This window comes from Burkholderia sp. R-40, from assembly GCF_049942845.1.
GTDB lineage: Bacteria > Pseudomonadota > Gammaproteobacteria > Burkholderiales > Burkholderiaceae > Burkholderia > Burkholderia ambifaria.
In genome coordinates this window covers 1,490,092-1,504,795 of sequence record NZ_CP187967.1, presented here as the reverse complement: position 1 = coordinate 1,504,795, position 14,704 = coordinate 1,490,092, and the positions used below count along the sequence as shown (strand labels likewise).

The following is a 14,704-nucleotide window of genomic DNA, read 5'->3' as shown; positions in this document are numbered from 1 at the left end:
GCGATGGGCAATCGGCCGGAGCTTATGTCAGTTCCGTGACTGCCACATGACGTTCGACCGACAGTTAATCGAAAGCACCCCTACACCTGCCTGTCAAATCGATTCCAGATAATGCGCGCAGCCGGCCGATGCCTCGAAGATCGTGCGCCGGCCCTGCGCCAACCCGGTTCCCACACGCGACAAACGACGAAAGAGAGAACATCGCATGAAGAAGCACGCCTGGATTCGCTACACGCCGCTCGCCCTCGCGGCCGCGCTCAGCCTGACCGCCTGCGGCGGCGACGATGTCACGCAGCAAGGCCTGTCGGCCGTCAAGAACGTCGTCGTCATCTACGCGGAAAACCGCAGCTTCGACAACCTGTACGGCAACTTCCCGGGTGCGAACGGTCTGCAGAACGCGACGGCCGCGAACTCGGTGCAGAAGGATCGCGACGGTTCGACGATGGCGACGCTGCCGAAGATCTGGGGCGGCCTGACCGCGACCGGCATCACGCCGGCCGTCACCGAGGCGATGACGGCGAACCTGCCGAACGCGCCGTTCGCGATCGACGATCCGAACGGCTTCAACCAGTCGATGAGCATCGCGACGCGCGACATCGTGCACCGCTTCTACCAGGACCAGATGCAGATCGACGGCGGCAAGAACGACATGTATGCCGCATGGACCGACGCGGGCGGCCTGACGATGGGCCACTACACGGCGGATCCGTCGAAGCTGCCGCTGTGGAAGATCGCGCAGCAGTACGTGCTGGCCGACAACTTCTTCATGGGCGCGTTCGGCGGCTCGTTCCTGAACCACCAGTACCTGATCTGCGCGTGCGCGCCGTTCTACGCGAACGCCGACAAGAGCCCGGCGGCCGGCAAGATCGCAGTCCTGAACGCCGACGGCAAGTCGCTGAAGGTCGCCACGAACTCGCCGGCCTCCGCACTGAGCGGCCCGCCGAAGTTCGTCAACGACGGCGCGCTGACGCCTGACTTCTATGGCGTCAACACGATGCAGCCGGCGTACCAGCCGAGCGGCAACAAGGCCGCCACGGGCGGCGACCCGCTGCTCGCCGATCCGGCCAATCCGTCGACGATGCCGCCGCAGACGGCGACCAACATCGGCGACCTGATGACCAACGCGGGGGTCTCGTGGGCATGGTATGGCGGCGCATGGGGCCAGGCGCTGCAGGCGAGCCAGAACGGCACGTCGAACGTGATCTACGGCGCCGATCTGTCGACGCCGAACTTCCAGCCGCACCATCAGCCGTTCAACTACTTCGCGAACCAGGCGCCGGGCACCGCGAGCCGCGCGCAGCACCTGCTCGACGGCGGCGCGAACGGTGCCGAGTTCATCAAGGCGATCGACGCGGGCACGCTGCCGCAGGTTGCGTTCTACAAGCCGCAGGGCAACCTGAACGAACACCCTGGCTACACGGACGTCACCTCCGGCGATCAGCACATCGCCGACGTGATCGCGCACCTGCAGGCAAGCCCGCAGTGGAAGAACATGGTCGTCGTCGTCACGTACGACGAGAACGGCGGCTTCTGGGATCATGCCACGCCGCCGAACGCCGATCGCTGGGGCCCGGGCACCCGCATTCCGGCGCTGATCGTGTCGCCGTATGCGAAGAAGGGCTTCGTGGACCACACGCAGTACGACACGGGTTCGATCCTGCGCTTCATCACGCGCCGCTTCTCGCTGCCGCGCCTCGCGGGCCTGCAGCAACGCGACGACGCGCTTAAGGCGAACGGCGCGCAGCCGATGGGCGACCTGACGAACGCGCTCGCGCTGTCCCCGAACCTGTAACGGCATCACCATCACCGCGAACGGGCCGGCCATGCCGCCGGCCCGGACGAACGAAGGGCGACCCTGCTCACGCGGGGTCGCCCTTTTTTTCATACGCCGTATGCGCTACCACCCATACTTCAGCTCAACACCGACGTAGTCCGCGTTGTGCCCGCCCGCCTGCCGGATCGCGTCGCCGACCTGGAAATGCACGGCCTCGACCGCGCCGATCAGGTTCGCGGCGATCGTCCAGTCCGCGCGCAGCTGCACGTACATCCCCGTCCATGAGCCGCCCTTGCCCGCGGTGCCAGGCACCGCGACGTTCGCCTGCTGATAGACGGCGTCGCCGGTCGTCTCGCGCCACTGGAAGCCGAGCGCGCCGAGCAGCGACAGGTTCGGCGCCGGCTTCAGCGTCACCGACGGCTTCACGTGGATCAGGTTCGAGTAGCCCGTGAAGCCGGCCAGCGTGAAGTAATAGCCGTTCGGAAACAGCGGGTTGAAGGTGCCGACGCGGCCGTCGTGCGGATGCCGGTCGCCCGACGCCGCATCGACCTGGAGCGCGATGCGCGGTGACCACGGCGCGTCGAGCCGGTAGCCGGCGATCGAGCCGACGGCCCATGCGCCGATCGTGTTGTTGCCGACCGTGCCGCTCTGCAGCATCGTCTCGAGATCCCAGTCGAAACGGCCCTGCGTGCCCGAGTAGCGCAGGTCCCACACGTCGCGATGCTCTGGGCCGCTCGCATCGAGAAAGCGCGCGTTCTTGCGGTTGTATCGCGACCAGTAGCCGGACAGGTCGCCCGGCCCGATCGACTGCCGCTCGAAGCGCAAGCCGCTGAACGTGAGATTGCGATTGGACACGTCGTCGAAATCGGATGCGTTGCGGTTCTGTACCGGCTGCGTCGCATAGCCGATGAAGCGCCACTTCCCGTATTCGTAATCGGCCCACACCGCATCGAACGATTGCCGCACGTTCGGGCCGTCGCGCGCGGCGATGAAGCGCTGCAAGTCGAACGCCATCTCCTGCCGGCCGACGCGGGTCTTGACCGTGCCGCCGCCCAACTCATCCACATACGTCGCGAACGCCTGTTCGAGGTCGAGCTGATTGCGATCGACCAGCGAGACCGTATCCTTGCCGAACGCGCGCGCATCCTGCAATTGCTCGAAGAACTGCCTGTGATGGCCGAGATGCGCATCGGCATGCACTTCGACGCGCTGGATCAGGTAGGTATCCGATTGCGCGGAGCCGATCCCGAACAGCGGCGCGTCGTTGGTCTCCAGCCGCTCGCGCAGGTTCACGCCGAGCGAAAGATAGGATGCCGGATCATTGCCGAGCGGGATGTATTTCAACCCGTCGAGCGGCGCGCGCGGCAAGCATGGATTCGCGAGCACCGACCAGTCTTCCTGCCAGCGGTTGAACAGCACCGTCGGGCGCTTGGCCGTGCAGGTCGATGCAGTGGTCGCCGCGGGTGTCGTTGCCGAGGTAGAAACCGATGACGCAGCCGAAGCCGGCGCCGGTTCTTGCGCCGGCGTCGAAGTCGATGCCACCGCCGTCTCCGCGAACGCCGCGTCGGCGCCCGCGAACAACAGCCCCGCGACGATCGACAGGCGTGCGGCAACCTCGAAGCGGCAGCCGTGATGTGTCCGGTGCCTGCCCGGCCTCCGCCCGATCATGCGCGCTCCTGCGTGGCCGGTGCGGCTGCCTGGGCCGAACCCAGCGCAAGCATCGCCAGCGCGCAGACAGGCGCGAGCAGCGCCGCAAAGCCGACGTAACGGAACCCGAGCGCACCGCCGGCCGCACCGAGTGCGAACGCGACGATCGCCGGCAGCATCTTGCCGAAGCGCGCGCGTGCCGCCGCTCGGACGCTGTCCGTCGTGCCGGCCGACAGCAGATCGACGACATCGAGAATCGCCTGCGTGACGTTGCCCGTCATCACCGTGTTCGGCACGCCGGCGCGCGCCATCACGCGCGGATGCGCGTTCTGCACGCCCATCGCGAACGTACCGACGATGCCGGCCACGAGCACCGGCAGGCTGTCGGATTGCGTGACGGGCGTCGCCCACAGGCCGGCCGCGCAGAAGCCGAGCAGCAGCACGGCCTGGACCGTGTGCAGCGCGCGCGTGCCCTGCCAGCCGGGCCGGCCGGACATCGACCGCGCGATCAGGCTCGCCGCAACGACGCCGCACACGAACGCGGGAAACACGCTGAGCTTCAGCACCACGCCTTGACCGAAGCCCGCGATGCCCGCGCCGATCAGCACGAAGTTGCCCGTCACGTGCGCGGTGAACAGCCCGAACAGCGCGACGAAGCTCAGCGTGTCGACGAAGCCGGCCACCGCGGCAAGGATCGTGTCCTCGTGCTTCATCGCGCCGCGCTCGCGTGGATCTCGGCGACGTAGCCGCCCGGGAACTGCACGAGCGCCGCGTCGCGGCCGTCCGATGCGAACGGCGGCACGAGCACGGTCACGCCGGCGGCTTCGGCCTTCTTCAACGTTGCGGCGAGGTCAGGCACTTCGTAGCCGGTCATCTCGCGCCCGAACGGGTACGGCAGGCTGCCGTCCGTCACGAGCACGGTCATCTTGCCGAAGCCCGATTCGATGCGGATGCGGCGGAACGTGTCGCTCGGACGACCGATTTCAACGCCCGGCGCCTTCAGGTTGTCGGACACCACCTTGCCCTTCGAGAACTTGACGAAGTCGTGCACGAACTTGCGCACGCTTTGCGGCGACACGTAGACGCGATTCTCAGGAATGGTCTGCAACGCGTCGTAGTGCGGCGCCTGGGTATGCCAGTAGAGCTGCATCTTCACGCCGCCCGTCCACGCGATGATCGCATCGCGGCCGATCGGGTCCGGGAACGTGTCGACGATCACGTCCGCGCCGTGCGCGCGCGCCGACTTCACCGCGACGTCCATGTCGGTGACGAGATAACCGGTGCGTTCCTCGCAGAACGGATACGGAATCGGCGTCTTGAAGCCGAACACCGACACCGTGCCGACCGGCGTGAGCACGAGCTGCGACATCGTCTGGCTCGGCGTCGGCGTGACCTGGAACACTCCCTGCTTCGACTTCTTGCCGCCGAACGTCGCGACGAAGCTGTCGGTAAAGCGGTCGAAATCTTCCGGCGCGACGCAGACGTGCGTCGTGTCGTACTGCGGACCGACTGCCAGCGTCGGCGTGACCGCGGGCGGCACCGGCGGTTTCGCGAACGCGACGGGCGCGGCGACGAGACCGCAGGCAATCGTCAGCGCCAGCAGCGCGGAACGAAGGGTTTTCATAACGGAAGTCCTTGTTGTTTCATCAGAGGATGGATCGGCTCGGGCAATTCCGGTCACCCGCGGCCGTCGTCGGCCGGTTGCCGCGCATCGTCGACGATGGTCGCGAGCACGAGTGCCGCGATCAGCCCGAGATGCTCGAAAAAGCTGTTCAGCGCCATGAAATGTTCGGCGCCCGAGCGATTCCAGAAATCGTTCGCCACGACCATCGCGACCAGCGTCAGCATCCCGAGGCTGCCCGCGCCGAGCCACGTGAAGCGGCGAAACACCACGCACAGCGAGCCGCCGATCTCGACCGCAATCGCCAGCGCCGCCCACAGCGCCGGCGGGTGCAGGCCGAAATGCGCCTGCTCCGCGACCGCATCGCCGAAGTGCATCGCCTTGTTCACCCCGCCGATCAGGAACGCGGAAACGAGCGCGAGCCGAACCAGCGAACCGACCCACGGCTGGGAAAGAAGCGCGCGAATCCACCCGGGGCTGCATCGGCCGGTCAGGGTCGTCATGTCAGACCGCCCAGCACGAACAGCCGAACGCGCCCCAGAAGCCCTTCGCGTCCGAGGTCGGCAACGTGCGACCCCACGCGCTCGCATGCGCATGGCCGTGCATCCCGCACGCGGTCGAACAGCCGCACGCGGCAGCGGCCGCTGCTGCGCGCTGCAGCGGCGCGCCCTCGCGCTGCGTCGCGCCCCAGCCGCCATAGCCGCCGTACGCGCGCACCGGCGACCAGTCCGGCATCGCCGGCGGAATCGGCATATCGTGCGACGCGAACGGCCCGGTACCCCACACGATCCGGCCGCCCACCACCGTCAGCAACGCCGTCGTGTCGGCGATATCGTCCTCCGCGCACGTGAAGAAATCACGATCGGGGACCATCAGGTCCGCCAGCTGACCGACCGCGATGCGGCCCTTCTTGCCCACTTCGTTCGAGAACCACGTCACGTACTCGGTCCACATGCGCAGCGCGGTTTCGCGATCGAGCAGGTTGCGCTGCGGATACAGGCGCGTGCCGCCGACCGTCTTGCCCGTCACGAGCCACGCGAGCGACACCCACGGGTTGTACGACGCCACGCGCGTCGCGTCCGTGCCGGCCGACACCTTGATGCCCTTGGACAGCATCTTCGCGACCGGCGGCGTCGCCTCGGCCGCCTGCGCGCCGTAACGCTCGACGAAGTACTCGCCCTGATACGCCATCCGGTGCTGCACCGCGATGCCGCCGCCGAGCGCCGCGATCCGGTCCATCGATCGCTCGGAGATCGTTTCCGCGTGATCGAAGAACCAGTTCAGCCCTTCGAGCGGGATGTCCTCATTGACCTTCTCGAACACGTCGAGCGCGCGGCTGATGGTTTCGTCGTAGGTCGCATGCATGCGCCACGGCCAGCGGTTCTGCGCGAGCACACGCACCACGCCTTCGAGATCGTCTTCCATTTGCGCGGGCAGATCCGGACGTGCGACGCGGAAATCCTCGAAGTCGGCCGCGGAAAACACCAGCATCTCGCCCGCGCCGTTGTGGCGGAAGTAGTCGGTGCCGTCGTGATACTTGACGCTCTTCGTCCAGTTCACGAAGTCTTCCTTCTCCGCGTTCGGCTTCTGCGTGAACAGGTTGTACGCGATGCGGATCGTCATCTCGCCCGCGTCGTGCAGCTGGCGGATCACTTCGTAATCGTCGGGGTAGTTCTGCGAGCCACCGCCCGCGTCGATCACGCCCGTCACGCCGAGCCGGTTCAGCTCGCGCATGAAGTGGCGCGTCGAGTTGTACTGGTACTCGAACGGCAGCTTCGGGCCCTTCGCGAGCGTCGCGTAGAGGATCGTCGCGTTCGGGTTCGCGAGCAGCAGGCCCGTCGGGTTGCCCGCGGCATCGCGCAGGATCGTGCCGCCCGGCGGCTCCGGCGTGTCCTTCGTATAACCGACGACGCGCAGCGCGGCCGCGTTCAGCAGCGCGCGATCGTACAGGTGCAGGATGAACACCGGCGTATCGGGTGCGGCCGCGTTGAGCTCGTCGATCGTCGGCAGGCGCTTCTCGGCAAACTGATGTTCGGTAAAGCCACCGACCACGCGCACCCATTGCGGCGCGGGCGTGATCGCGACCTGCTGACGCAGCATCTCCATCGCGACGGCAAGCGAGCGCACGCCGTCCCAGCGCAGCTCCATGTTGTAGTTCAGGCCACCGCGAATCACGTGCGTATGGTTGTCGGTCAGGCCCGGCAGCACCGCGCGGCCGTCGAGATCGACGACCTTCGTCGCGCGGCCCGCGAGCGGCATCACGTCCGCGTTGCTGCCGACCGCGACGAAGCGGCCGTCCTTGATCGCCACCGCGGCGGCGACGGGGTTCGCACGATCGAGCGTCGTGATGCGCCCGTTGTGCAGGATCAGATCCGGTTGGGTATCGGTTGCGCTCATTAACATGTCCTCGAAACAGTCAGAAGCCGAGCCAGTGACGCACGGGCCCGATGGCCTGCGCGCCGACCAGCATGCCGGCGAGGCCGATCAGTGCGATCAGCGGCGGCGCCGGCGAACGCACCTTGATCACGCTGTACACGACGCCGATCAGCACGCCTGCCGCCAACGACGATAGATAAGATTCCATAACGATTTTTCTCCCGACCGGATTAGAATGACCCGCATCGCGTCGGCCGCATGCTTCGCTGCCTTCGCTTCCACTTCGCTTCCCTGTCACCCTGTCCGGCCATGCAACATCTTCCTGATCTCGAAGCCTGGGCCATCTTCGCGCGCGTCGCGGAGACCGGTTCGTTCGCGAAAGCCGCGGAACTGCTCGGCATCTCGCAACCGACCGTGTCGAAGGCCATCGCGCGCCTCGAAAAACGCCTCGGCGCGATGCTGCTGTACCGCACGTCGCGCAAACTGTCGCTCACCCCGACCGGCGAACTGCTACGCGACCGCGCGATCCGCCTGCTCGCCGATGCGGAACTGATCGAGAGCGAGGCCTGCGCGCAAGCGCTCGAACCGCACGGTCTCGTGCGCGTGAACGCGCCGATGTCGTTCGGGCTGCGGCATCTGTCGCCGCTGCTGCCCGCGTTTCTCGAACGCTATCCGCGCGTCGACATCGACCTCGTGCTGACCGACAACATCGTCGACATCGTGTCCGGCGGGTTCGACATCGCGATCCGCATCGCCGAGCTGAGCGATTCGTCGCTGCGCTCGCGCCGCCTGTGCGCGGTGCGCCGTCCGCTCGTCGCATCGCCCGCGTATCTCGAGCGGCGTGGCCGCCCGACGCATCCGCGCGACCTCGAACAGCACGTGTGCCTCACCTACACGAACCTGCCGACGCCCGAGCACTGGCGCTTTCGCAATCCGGCTTCGGGCGAGGATGTCGGCGTGTCCGTGCAGGGACGCATCCGCACCAACAATGCCGACGTGATCGCCCCCGCCCTCCTCGCCGGTCACGGCCTCGCGCTGCAGCCCGAGTTCCTCGCGTGGGACGCGCTGCAGAGCGGCGAGCTCGAGGAAGTGATGCCCGAGTGGAAAATCGCCGACGTCAACGTCAACCTCGTCACGCCGCCCGGCATGCTGCGCGCCGCGCGCGTGACGGTGCTGCTCGATTTCCTCGCCGACCACTTCGCGCACGCGCCGTGGGCGTTGCCCGTGGCCTGAGCGAGCGGCGGCCTGCGAACACCGTGGCCGCCGGATGCGTCGATCGCAGCGGCCGCGGCGAACGCGGCCGGTTGCCGTTACTTCGCCGGAACGGGCGGAATCGACTCGTGCGGCGTCGCCGTGCGTTGCGGCGCCTTGTGGACCATCGTGTATGCGTAATCGACGCCCATCCCGTACGCGCCCGAATGCTCCTTCGCGATCGCCATCACCGCGTCGTAGCTGTCGCGGCGTGCCCAGTCGCGTTGCCATTCGAGCAGCACCTGTTGCCACGTGACCGGCACCACGCCTGCCTGCACCATCCGCTGCATCGCGATGTCGTGCGCGGCCTGCGACGTGCCGCCCGATGCGTCGGCGACCATGTAGATCTCGTAGTCGCCTTCGAGCATCGCGCACAACGCGAACGTCGTGTTGCAGACTTCGGTCCACAGGCCCGACACGACCACCTTCTTGCGGCCGTTCGCGGCCAGTGCGTCGCGCACCTTCTGGTCGTCCCACGAGTTCATCGACGTGCGTTCGAGCGTCTTCTGGTTCGGGAACACGTCGAGCAGCTCGGGATAGGTGTGGCCCGAGAAGCTGTCGCTTTCGACCGTCGTGATCGTGGTCGGGATGTTGAAGACCTTCGCAGCCTTCGCCAGGCCCACGACGTTGTTCTTCAGCACCTGGCGATCGATCGACTGCACGCCGAACGCCATCTGCGGCTGCTGGTCGATGAAGATCAGCTGGCTGTTCTGCGGAGTGAGTACTTCAAGTTTCGGATTGCTCATGGCGCGTGGAGTCCTGTGAACGAAAAAAAGGGAGGCCTGCCTCGGCCGTGAGAACGGGAGGAGCCGGAAATGCATCACGCCGGATCGTGACCCGGCGCGACGTATTTAATCGGCAAACGCTCGGCGTGACCACCCAAGAAACGGAATCGATGCCATTCTGGAAACGACGTGCGTTCGAGGCCCCGCGCTCTTTTTTTCTTCACGCAAACCCGATACGCTCTCAAGACTTTGACGGCGCCGTTGCGGCGTCGCTCGCCATCACCGGACGCTCCATCATGAAACCGTATGTCTTCTCGCTGCTCGCCGGCATCCTTGCCGGCGTCATCTACGGCGCGATCGGCGTGAACTCGCCCGCGCCGCCGATCATCGCGCTCACCGGCCTGCTCGGCATGCTGGCCGGCGAACAGATCCTGCCCGTTGCGCGGCGCATGCTCGCGGGCCATCGGCTGAACGCCGCATGGCGCGACGCGAAGTGCGGCCAGCACATGTTCGGCCCGCTGCCGGGCGGCAGCACGAACGAACGCACGCCGTCCTGATGCACGCTTCCCTCACGCGCCGCGCATGAGCAACGTCGAGCTGTTCCATTACCTGCTGTTGTTGATCTGCGGCGCGGGCGCGCTCACCTGGCTCGCCGAACGGATCTCGATTCCGCCGGCCGTCGTGCTGCTGCTCGGCGGCTGCGTCGTGGCCGTTGCCGGCAAGCGCGTGCCCGACATGGACCCGGCGCTACTGCTCGCGGCCGTGCTGCCGCCGCTCCTGATGTCGAGCGGCTTCTACACCGCGTGGAAGGAATTCCGGCACGAGCTCGCGTCAATCGCATCGCTCGCGCTCGGCGCGGTGGTGTTCACGACGGTGGCGGTCGCGCTCGCCGTGCATGCGGTCAATCCGGCGCTGCCGTGGGCCGCGTGCTTCACGCTCGGCGCGATCGTGTCGCCGCCCGACGCGGTCGCCGCGAAGGCGATCCTGCAGCGTCACCCGCTGCCCGCGCGGCTCGTCGCGGTGCTCGAAGGCGAAAGCCTCGTCAACGATGCGTCGGGCCTGCTGCTGTATCAGATGGCCGTATCGGCCGCGCTCGCCGTCACCATCACGACCGCGAGCGCCACCGGCCTGTTCTTCTCGCTCACGCTGATCGGCATCGCGGTCGGCCTCGCATGCGGCCATGCGATGTGCTGGGTGCTGCCGCGCCTGCGCGAGCCGATGCTCGGGATCGTCGTGACCTTCGCGATGGCGTGGGGCAGCTACGGGATCGCGGAAGCCGTGCACGGCTCCGGCGTGCTGTCGGTCGTGACCTGCGGCCTCGTGCTCGGGGTGCGCCAGCATCGCGTGTTCGACGCCGACCTGCGGATCAAGGCGAAGGCGACCTGGGAAGCGATCGTGTTCGTGCTCGACGCGCTGGTGTTCATCCTGATCGGCCTCGCGCTGCACGCGATCCTCGCACGCGTGAACCACGAAGGCGCGATGCTGATGGCCGGCCTGCGCGTCGCGCTGCCGGCGACGGCCGCCGCGATCTCCGCGCGCGTCGTGTGGGTGTTCGTCGCGATGTGGCTGCCGGGCCGTCTGCGCGCACGACGCGCGGGCCATCCGCCGTGGTCGTGGCGCGAGGCCGTCGTGCTCGGCTGGTCCGGCATGCGCGGCGTCGTGAGCCTCGCCGCCGCGATCGCGCTGCCGAGCGATTTCCCCGGCCGCGACCTGATCCTGTTCAGCACGTTCCTGCTGATCATCGCGACGCTGGTCGTGCAGGGCGGCACGCTCGCGCCGCTGATCCGCGTGCTGAAGCTGCGCCCGGCCACGCGGCACACGATGTCCGAGCACGCCGTGCGCGCGCATACGTTCGGCGCGGCGCTCGCCGAGCTCGACGCACGCGAGCAGCGCGGCTCGGGCCTCGAACGCGCATCGCTCGACCGGCTGCTGACCGAATATCGCAGCCGCGTCGCGTTCAACGAAAGCGCGCATCGCGACGGCGCGGAACCGGCGGGCGTGCGCGCGCGGATGCTGCGCGTCGAGCTCGAGCTGGTGGGCGTGTCGCGCGACGCGCTGCTCGACCTGCACCGCGACGGGCGGGTCGACGACGCGGTGCTGCACCGCATAGAATCGGAGCTGGATTTCGAGGAACTGCGGCTGCAGCGTCTGCTCGAACCGTAATGCCGGGCCGGCTACCGGCCCGCCTCCCCTTTCCCCACCTGGAACTGCAATGAGCGAACTGTCCGTCGAAGCGAGCATCGGCTCGGTCGATTACCTGGTCCATTTCACCGACGGCGTTCATCAATGGCGCGCCGACGAGCCCACAGCGCTCGGCGGCGGCGACGCCGCGCCGACGCCCGTCGCGCTGCTGTTGTCGAGCCTCGGCGCCTGCACCGCGATCACGCTGAAGATGTACGCGCAACGCAAGGGCTGGCCGCTCGCCGAAGTGCACGTGAAGCTCGCGCACGAATCAGGCAGCGCGGGCAGCACGATCGTGCGCCGCATCACGCTCGACGGCGACCTGTCGGACGAGCAGCGCGAGCGCCTGCTGCAGATCGCGAACGCATGCCCGGTGCACAAGATCCTCACGCATCCGATCACGATCGACACGGCGATCGCCTGACCCACCGAACACGAGAGCCTCACCATGTCCGCATCGATCAAGACCGTACTCACGCCGCGCGAAAGCGACATCGGCAACCTCGTCGTACGCCGCGTGCTGCCCGCGCGCGCCGCGCGCCTCGTCGGCCCGTTCATCTTCTTCGACGAAATGGGGCCGGCCGTGCTGCCGGCCGGCAGCGGCATCGACGTGCTGCCGCATCCGCACATCGGTCTCGCGACCGTCACCTATCTGTTCGACGGCACGCTGATGCATCACGACAGCCTCGGCTTCCGGCAGAAGATCGTGCCCGGCGACGTGAACTGGATGACGGCCGGACGTGGCATCGTCCACTCGGAGCGTTCGCCCGACGAGGACCGGCCGCTCGAGCAACCCGTGCACGGGATCCAGACCTGGGTCGCGCTGCCGGTCGAGCACGAGGACACGGCGCCCGCGTTCGCGCATCACGCGGCCGACACGATGCCGTCGTTCACGCGCGACGGCGCGAGCGTGCGCGTGATCGCGGGCACCGCGTTCGGGCTCACGTCGCCGGTCGCCGTGTTCTCGCCGACGCTCTACGCGTATGCGGAATTCGCGGCGGACGGGCAGCTCGCACTCGACGCGGAACACGACGAGCGCGGCGTGTATCTCGTCGACGGCGACCTCACGATCGACGGCGCGCCGCTCGCGCCGGCGACGATGGCCGTGCTCGAACCCGGCGCGAGCGTGTCGCTCGCGAGCGCGAACGGCGCGCGCGTGATGCTGCTCGGCGGTGCGCACCTGCCCGGCGAGCGGTTCATCGAATGGAATTTCGTGTCGAGCGAGCGCGCGAAGATCGAGGCGGCCCGCAACGCGTGGGCCGCGCAGACCTTCGGCAAGGTGCCGGGCGAGGAAAACGAATGGACGCGCCAACCGGCGCGCAAGGCGCAGTAAGCCGGCACCGGTCGGTCCATCCATGCAAGGCGGCCGGCATTCACGCCGGCCGCCTTGCGTTTACCGCTTCAATCCCATCAGCTTCGCGAGCGTCGGCCAGCGCTCGAGCGATTCGACGAACGCGCGCCGCGCCTGCTCGTCGACATAACGGGCCGGGTCCAGCGCGGGCAGGTGCCGCGCGAGGCCGAGCACGTCGTTCGGCTGCGACAGGCGATCGTCGTCACCTTCGCCGATGTTGATCACTGTTCGTCGATCCATACGCCATCCGGAGTCTTGACCGCGTAGCCCGCGCTCGTCTGCATCGTCACCGTGCCTTCGTTCTCGCCCACCATCCGCGTGCGCGGCAGGTCGGCCGCATATTGCGCGAGCGTCGTGCCGGGCTTGAACGGGCTGTTCGATACAAGGTTCGACAGCAGCTGCGAGAGCGCGAGGAAACTGGTCGGCTGGTCGATCACGGTCGTCTGGCCGTGATTGCCGGTGAAGCCGACGAGCCGCACACCGACCGGCCCGTGGACGATGCGCGGCGTCGGAATCTCGCGCAGGCCGGCCACCTGGTTCTTGTCGCCGCGCAGCGCGGCGCCGTGCTCGGGCACGAACACGATCACCGCGCGCCGGCCCGACTGCGCGATCAGATCGGCGAGCCGGTCGAAGTCGCTCATCAGCTTGTTGGCGCGCTGCGGATACGAATCGATGCTGGCGAGCGGGCTGCCCACCACGCGGTTGCCGTCGTGCAGGCTGATCGTGTTGTAGTACAGCGCGACCGGGCCCGGCACCGACGCGCGCTGCGCGTACCAGTTCGCGAGCGTGCCATAGTCGTCCTTGATCGCCGTGCCGTCGAACGCATGCATCGCGACCGGCGCGGCCGCGTTCGGGATCATCGGCGCGTCGGGCACGCCGATGTTGTCGTGAATGACTTGCAGGAAGTTGTCGAAGTGGCCGTCGTGGTTCAGCAGCGACTGCACCGTGTAGCCGGCGGACGCGAGCTGCGAGAACAGGTAGCACTGCTGCGGCGCGCCCTTGTACAGGTCCGCGTGCGCTTCCTGCCCGCAGCTCGCGCGCAGCACGCGGATCGCGGCCGGGCCGCTGTAGCTCGCGGCCGTGCTGAAGTTGTTGAACAGGTAGTCGAAGTGACTCAGCATCGGGTGGTTGCGCACCTTCGCCGCATCGAGATCGTCCCACGACAGCGAGCAGATGTGCAGCACGATCACGTCGAACTGCGCGGACGGATCGCTCGAGAGATGGCCGAACGCGACCTGCCGCTGCGACTCCTGCGCGCGGAACGTCGCGAGTGCCGCGTTGTGATCCTCGGGCTGGTCGGAGCGCCCGCCCGTCGCGCCGACCTGCTGCTGCGGCGACGCGACGACGCGCGCCATCAGCCCGTTGCCGGCCTGCCACAGCGGCATCACGATCAGCACGGCGAGCACGAAGGTCGCGACGCGCACCCAGCGATTGACGATGAAATAGACGATCAGCACGCCCACCACCGTCAGCACGAGCACCGGCGGCAACAGGCGCGGCAACAGCTCCATCCAGTAGTCGACGCGGAACGTGCTGACCTCGCGCGCGGCTTCGGCGAGGCGCGCGAGCGGCGGCGCATGCAGTTCGCGCGCGAGCAGCGGCACCGCGATCGCGATCGCGACGAGCTGCCGCACGATCCGCCATCCGCGCTGCCGCACCGGCGCGCTCGCCGCGAGCGCCAGCGCGAACGCGAGGTTCGCGAGCCACAGCGGCTGCAGGTGGCCGGTCGCGAACAGCGCGAACTTCAGGATGAAATACAGATTCCAGAACGTCATCTA

Annotated in this window: 15 protein-coding genes; 6 read left to right on the top strand and 9 right to left on the bottom strand. The window is 67.8% G+C overall.

Translation table 11 applies throughout. From position 1 onward, the window contains the following. The first annotated feature begins 205 nt into the window (after window positions 1-205). Window positions 206-1,792: an acid phosphatase gene (locus ACP26O_RS07020; protein WP_175663868.1), complete on the top strand. Its 1,587-nt coding sequence runs from the start codon at window positions 206-208 to the stop codon at window positions 1,790-1,792. Window positions 1,793-1,897: 105 nt separating this feature from the next. Here the strand turns inward: ACP26O_RS07020 and ACP26O_RS07015 are convergent, their stop codons facing one another. From ACP26O_RS07015 to ACP26O_RS06990, 6 genes are read right to left on the bottom strand one after another with little or no spacing between them, the layout of a single operon-like run. After that, window positions 1,898-3,442: an alginate export family protein gene (locus ACP26O_RS07015; RefSeq protein ID WP_426356317.1), complete on the bottom strand. Its 1,545-nt coding sequence runs from the start codon at window positions 3,440-3,442 to the stop codon at window positions 1,898-1,900. After that, window positions 3,439-4,134 (bottom strand): YoaK family protein, encoded by a 696-nt coding sequence (locus tag ACP26O_RS07010; protein WP_175663870.1) that lies wholly within the window; start codon window positions 4,132-4,134, stop codon window positions 3,439-3,441. Before ACP26O_RS07010 ends, ACP26O_RS07015 begins: the two co-directional genes overlap by 4 nt. After that, on the bottom strand, window positions 4,131-5,045 hold the full coding sequence (locus ACP26O_RS07005) for a glyoxalase (RefSeq protein ID WP_175663871.1): 915 nt from the start codon (window positions 5,043-5,045) through the stop codon (window positions 4,131-4,133). The genes ACP26O_RS07010 and ACP26O_RS07005 overlap by 4 nt, the downstream gene beginning before the upstream one ends. Before the next feature lie 53 nt (window positions 5,046-5,098). Then, window positions 5,099-5,545, bottom strand: a complete 447-nt coding sequence (locus ACP26O_RS07000; RefSeq protein WP_175663872.1) for a DoxX family protein — start codon at window positions 5,543-5,545, stop codon at window positions 5,099-5,101. 1 nt (window position 5,546) lies between these two features. Then, entirely contained in the window at window positions 5,547-7,439 is a 1,893-nt protein-coding gene (locus ACP26O_RS06995) for an amidohydrolase (protein ID WP_426282978.1), read from the bottom strand. A gap of 19 nt (window positions 7,440-7,458) precedes the next feature. Beyond that, window positions 7,459-7,626 carry a DUF1427 family protein gene (locus ACP26O_RS06990; protein WP_006756038.1) on the bottom strand — a complete coding sequence of 56 codons (168 nt, stop codon included), beginning with the start codon at window positions 7,624-7,626 and terminating at the stop codon, window positions 7,459-7,461. Window positions 7,627-7,727: 101 nt separating this feature from the next. Between ACP26O_RS06990 and ACP26O_RS06985 the strand changes: the two genes are divergently transcribed. After that, window positions 7,728-8,651: a LysR family transcriptional regulator gene (locus ACP26O_RS06985; protein WP_175663874.1), complete on the top strand. Its 924-nt coding sequence runs from the start codon at window positions 7,728-7,730 to the stop codon at window positions 8,649-8,651. 77 nt (window positions 8,652-8,728) lie between these two features. On the opposite strand, the gene ACP26O_RS06980 is transcribed toward ACP26O_RS06985, so the two are convergent. Beyond that, the gene (locus ACP26O_RS06980; RefSeq protein ID WP_011656592.1) at window positions 8,729-9,415 is read right to left on the bottom strand and encodes a hydrolase; all 687 of its coding nucleotides are present in this window, start codon (window positions 9,413-9,415) and stop codon (window positions 8,729-8,731) included. Window positions 9,416-9,690: 275 nt separating this feature from the next. On the opposite strand from ACP26O_RS06980, the gene ACP26O_RS06975 reads away from it, so the two are divergent. From ACP26O_RS06975 to ACP26O_RS06960, 4 genes are read left to right on the top strand one after another with little or no spacing between them, the layout of a single operon-like run. After that, complete coding sequence (locus ACP26O_RS06975; RefSeq protein ID WP_006755534.1) at window positions 9,691-9,951, top strand: XapX domain-containing protein; 261 nt, start codon at window positions 9,691-9,693, stop codon at window positions 9,949-9,951. 25 nt (window positions 9,952-9,976) lie between these two features. Then, window positions 9,977-11,557, top strand: a complete 1,581-nt coding sequence (locus tag ACP26O_RS06970) for a cation:proton antiporter (protein ID WP_175663875.1) — start codon at window positions 9,977-9,979, stop codon at window positions 11,555-11,557. Between the two features lie 49 nt (window positions 11,558-11,606). Next, a complete protein-coding gene (locus tag ACP26O_RS06965) occupies window positions 11,607-11,999 on the top strand; it encodes an OsmC family protein (RefSeq protein ID WP_011656589.1) in 393 nt (130 codons plus the stop codon). 24 nt (window positions 12,000-12,023) lie between these two features. Beyond that, entirely contained in the window at window positions 12,024-12,908 is an 885-nt protein-coding gene (locus tag ACP26O_RS06960; RefSeq protein WP_175663876.1) for a pirin family protein, read from the top strand. Window positions 12,909-12,968: 60 nt separating this feature from the next. On the opposite strand, the gene ACP26O_RS06955 is transcribed toward ACP26O_RS06960, so the two are convergent. Together ACP26O_RS06955 and bcsG are read right to left on the bottom strand one after the other, a co-directional pair. After that, window positions 12,969-13,166: a hypothetical protein gene (locus ACP26O_RS06955; protein WP_012363646.1), complete on the bottom strand. Its 198-nt coding sequence runs from the start codon at window positions 13,164-13,166 to the stop codon at window positions 12,969-12,971. After that, window positions 13,148-14,701 (bottom strand): cellulose biosynthesis protein BcsG, encoded by a 1,554-nt coding sequence (gene bcsG, locus ACP26O_RS06950; protein WP_175663877.1) that lies wholly within the window; start codon window positions 14,699-14,701, stop codon window positions 13,148-13,150. Before bcsG ends, ACP26O_RS06955 begins: the two co-directional genes overlap by 19 nt. Between the last annotated feature and the right edge of the window lie 3 nt (window positions 14,702-14,704).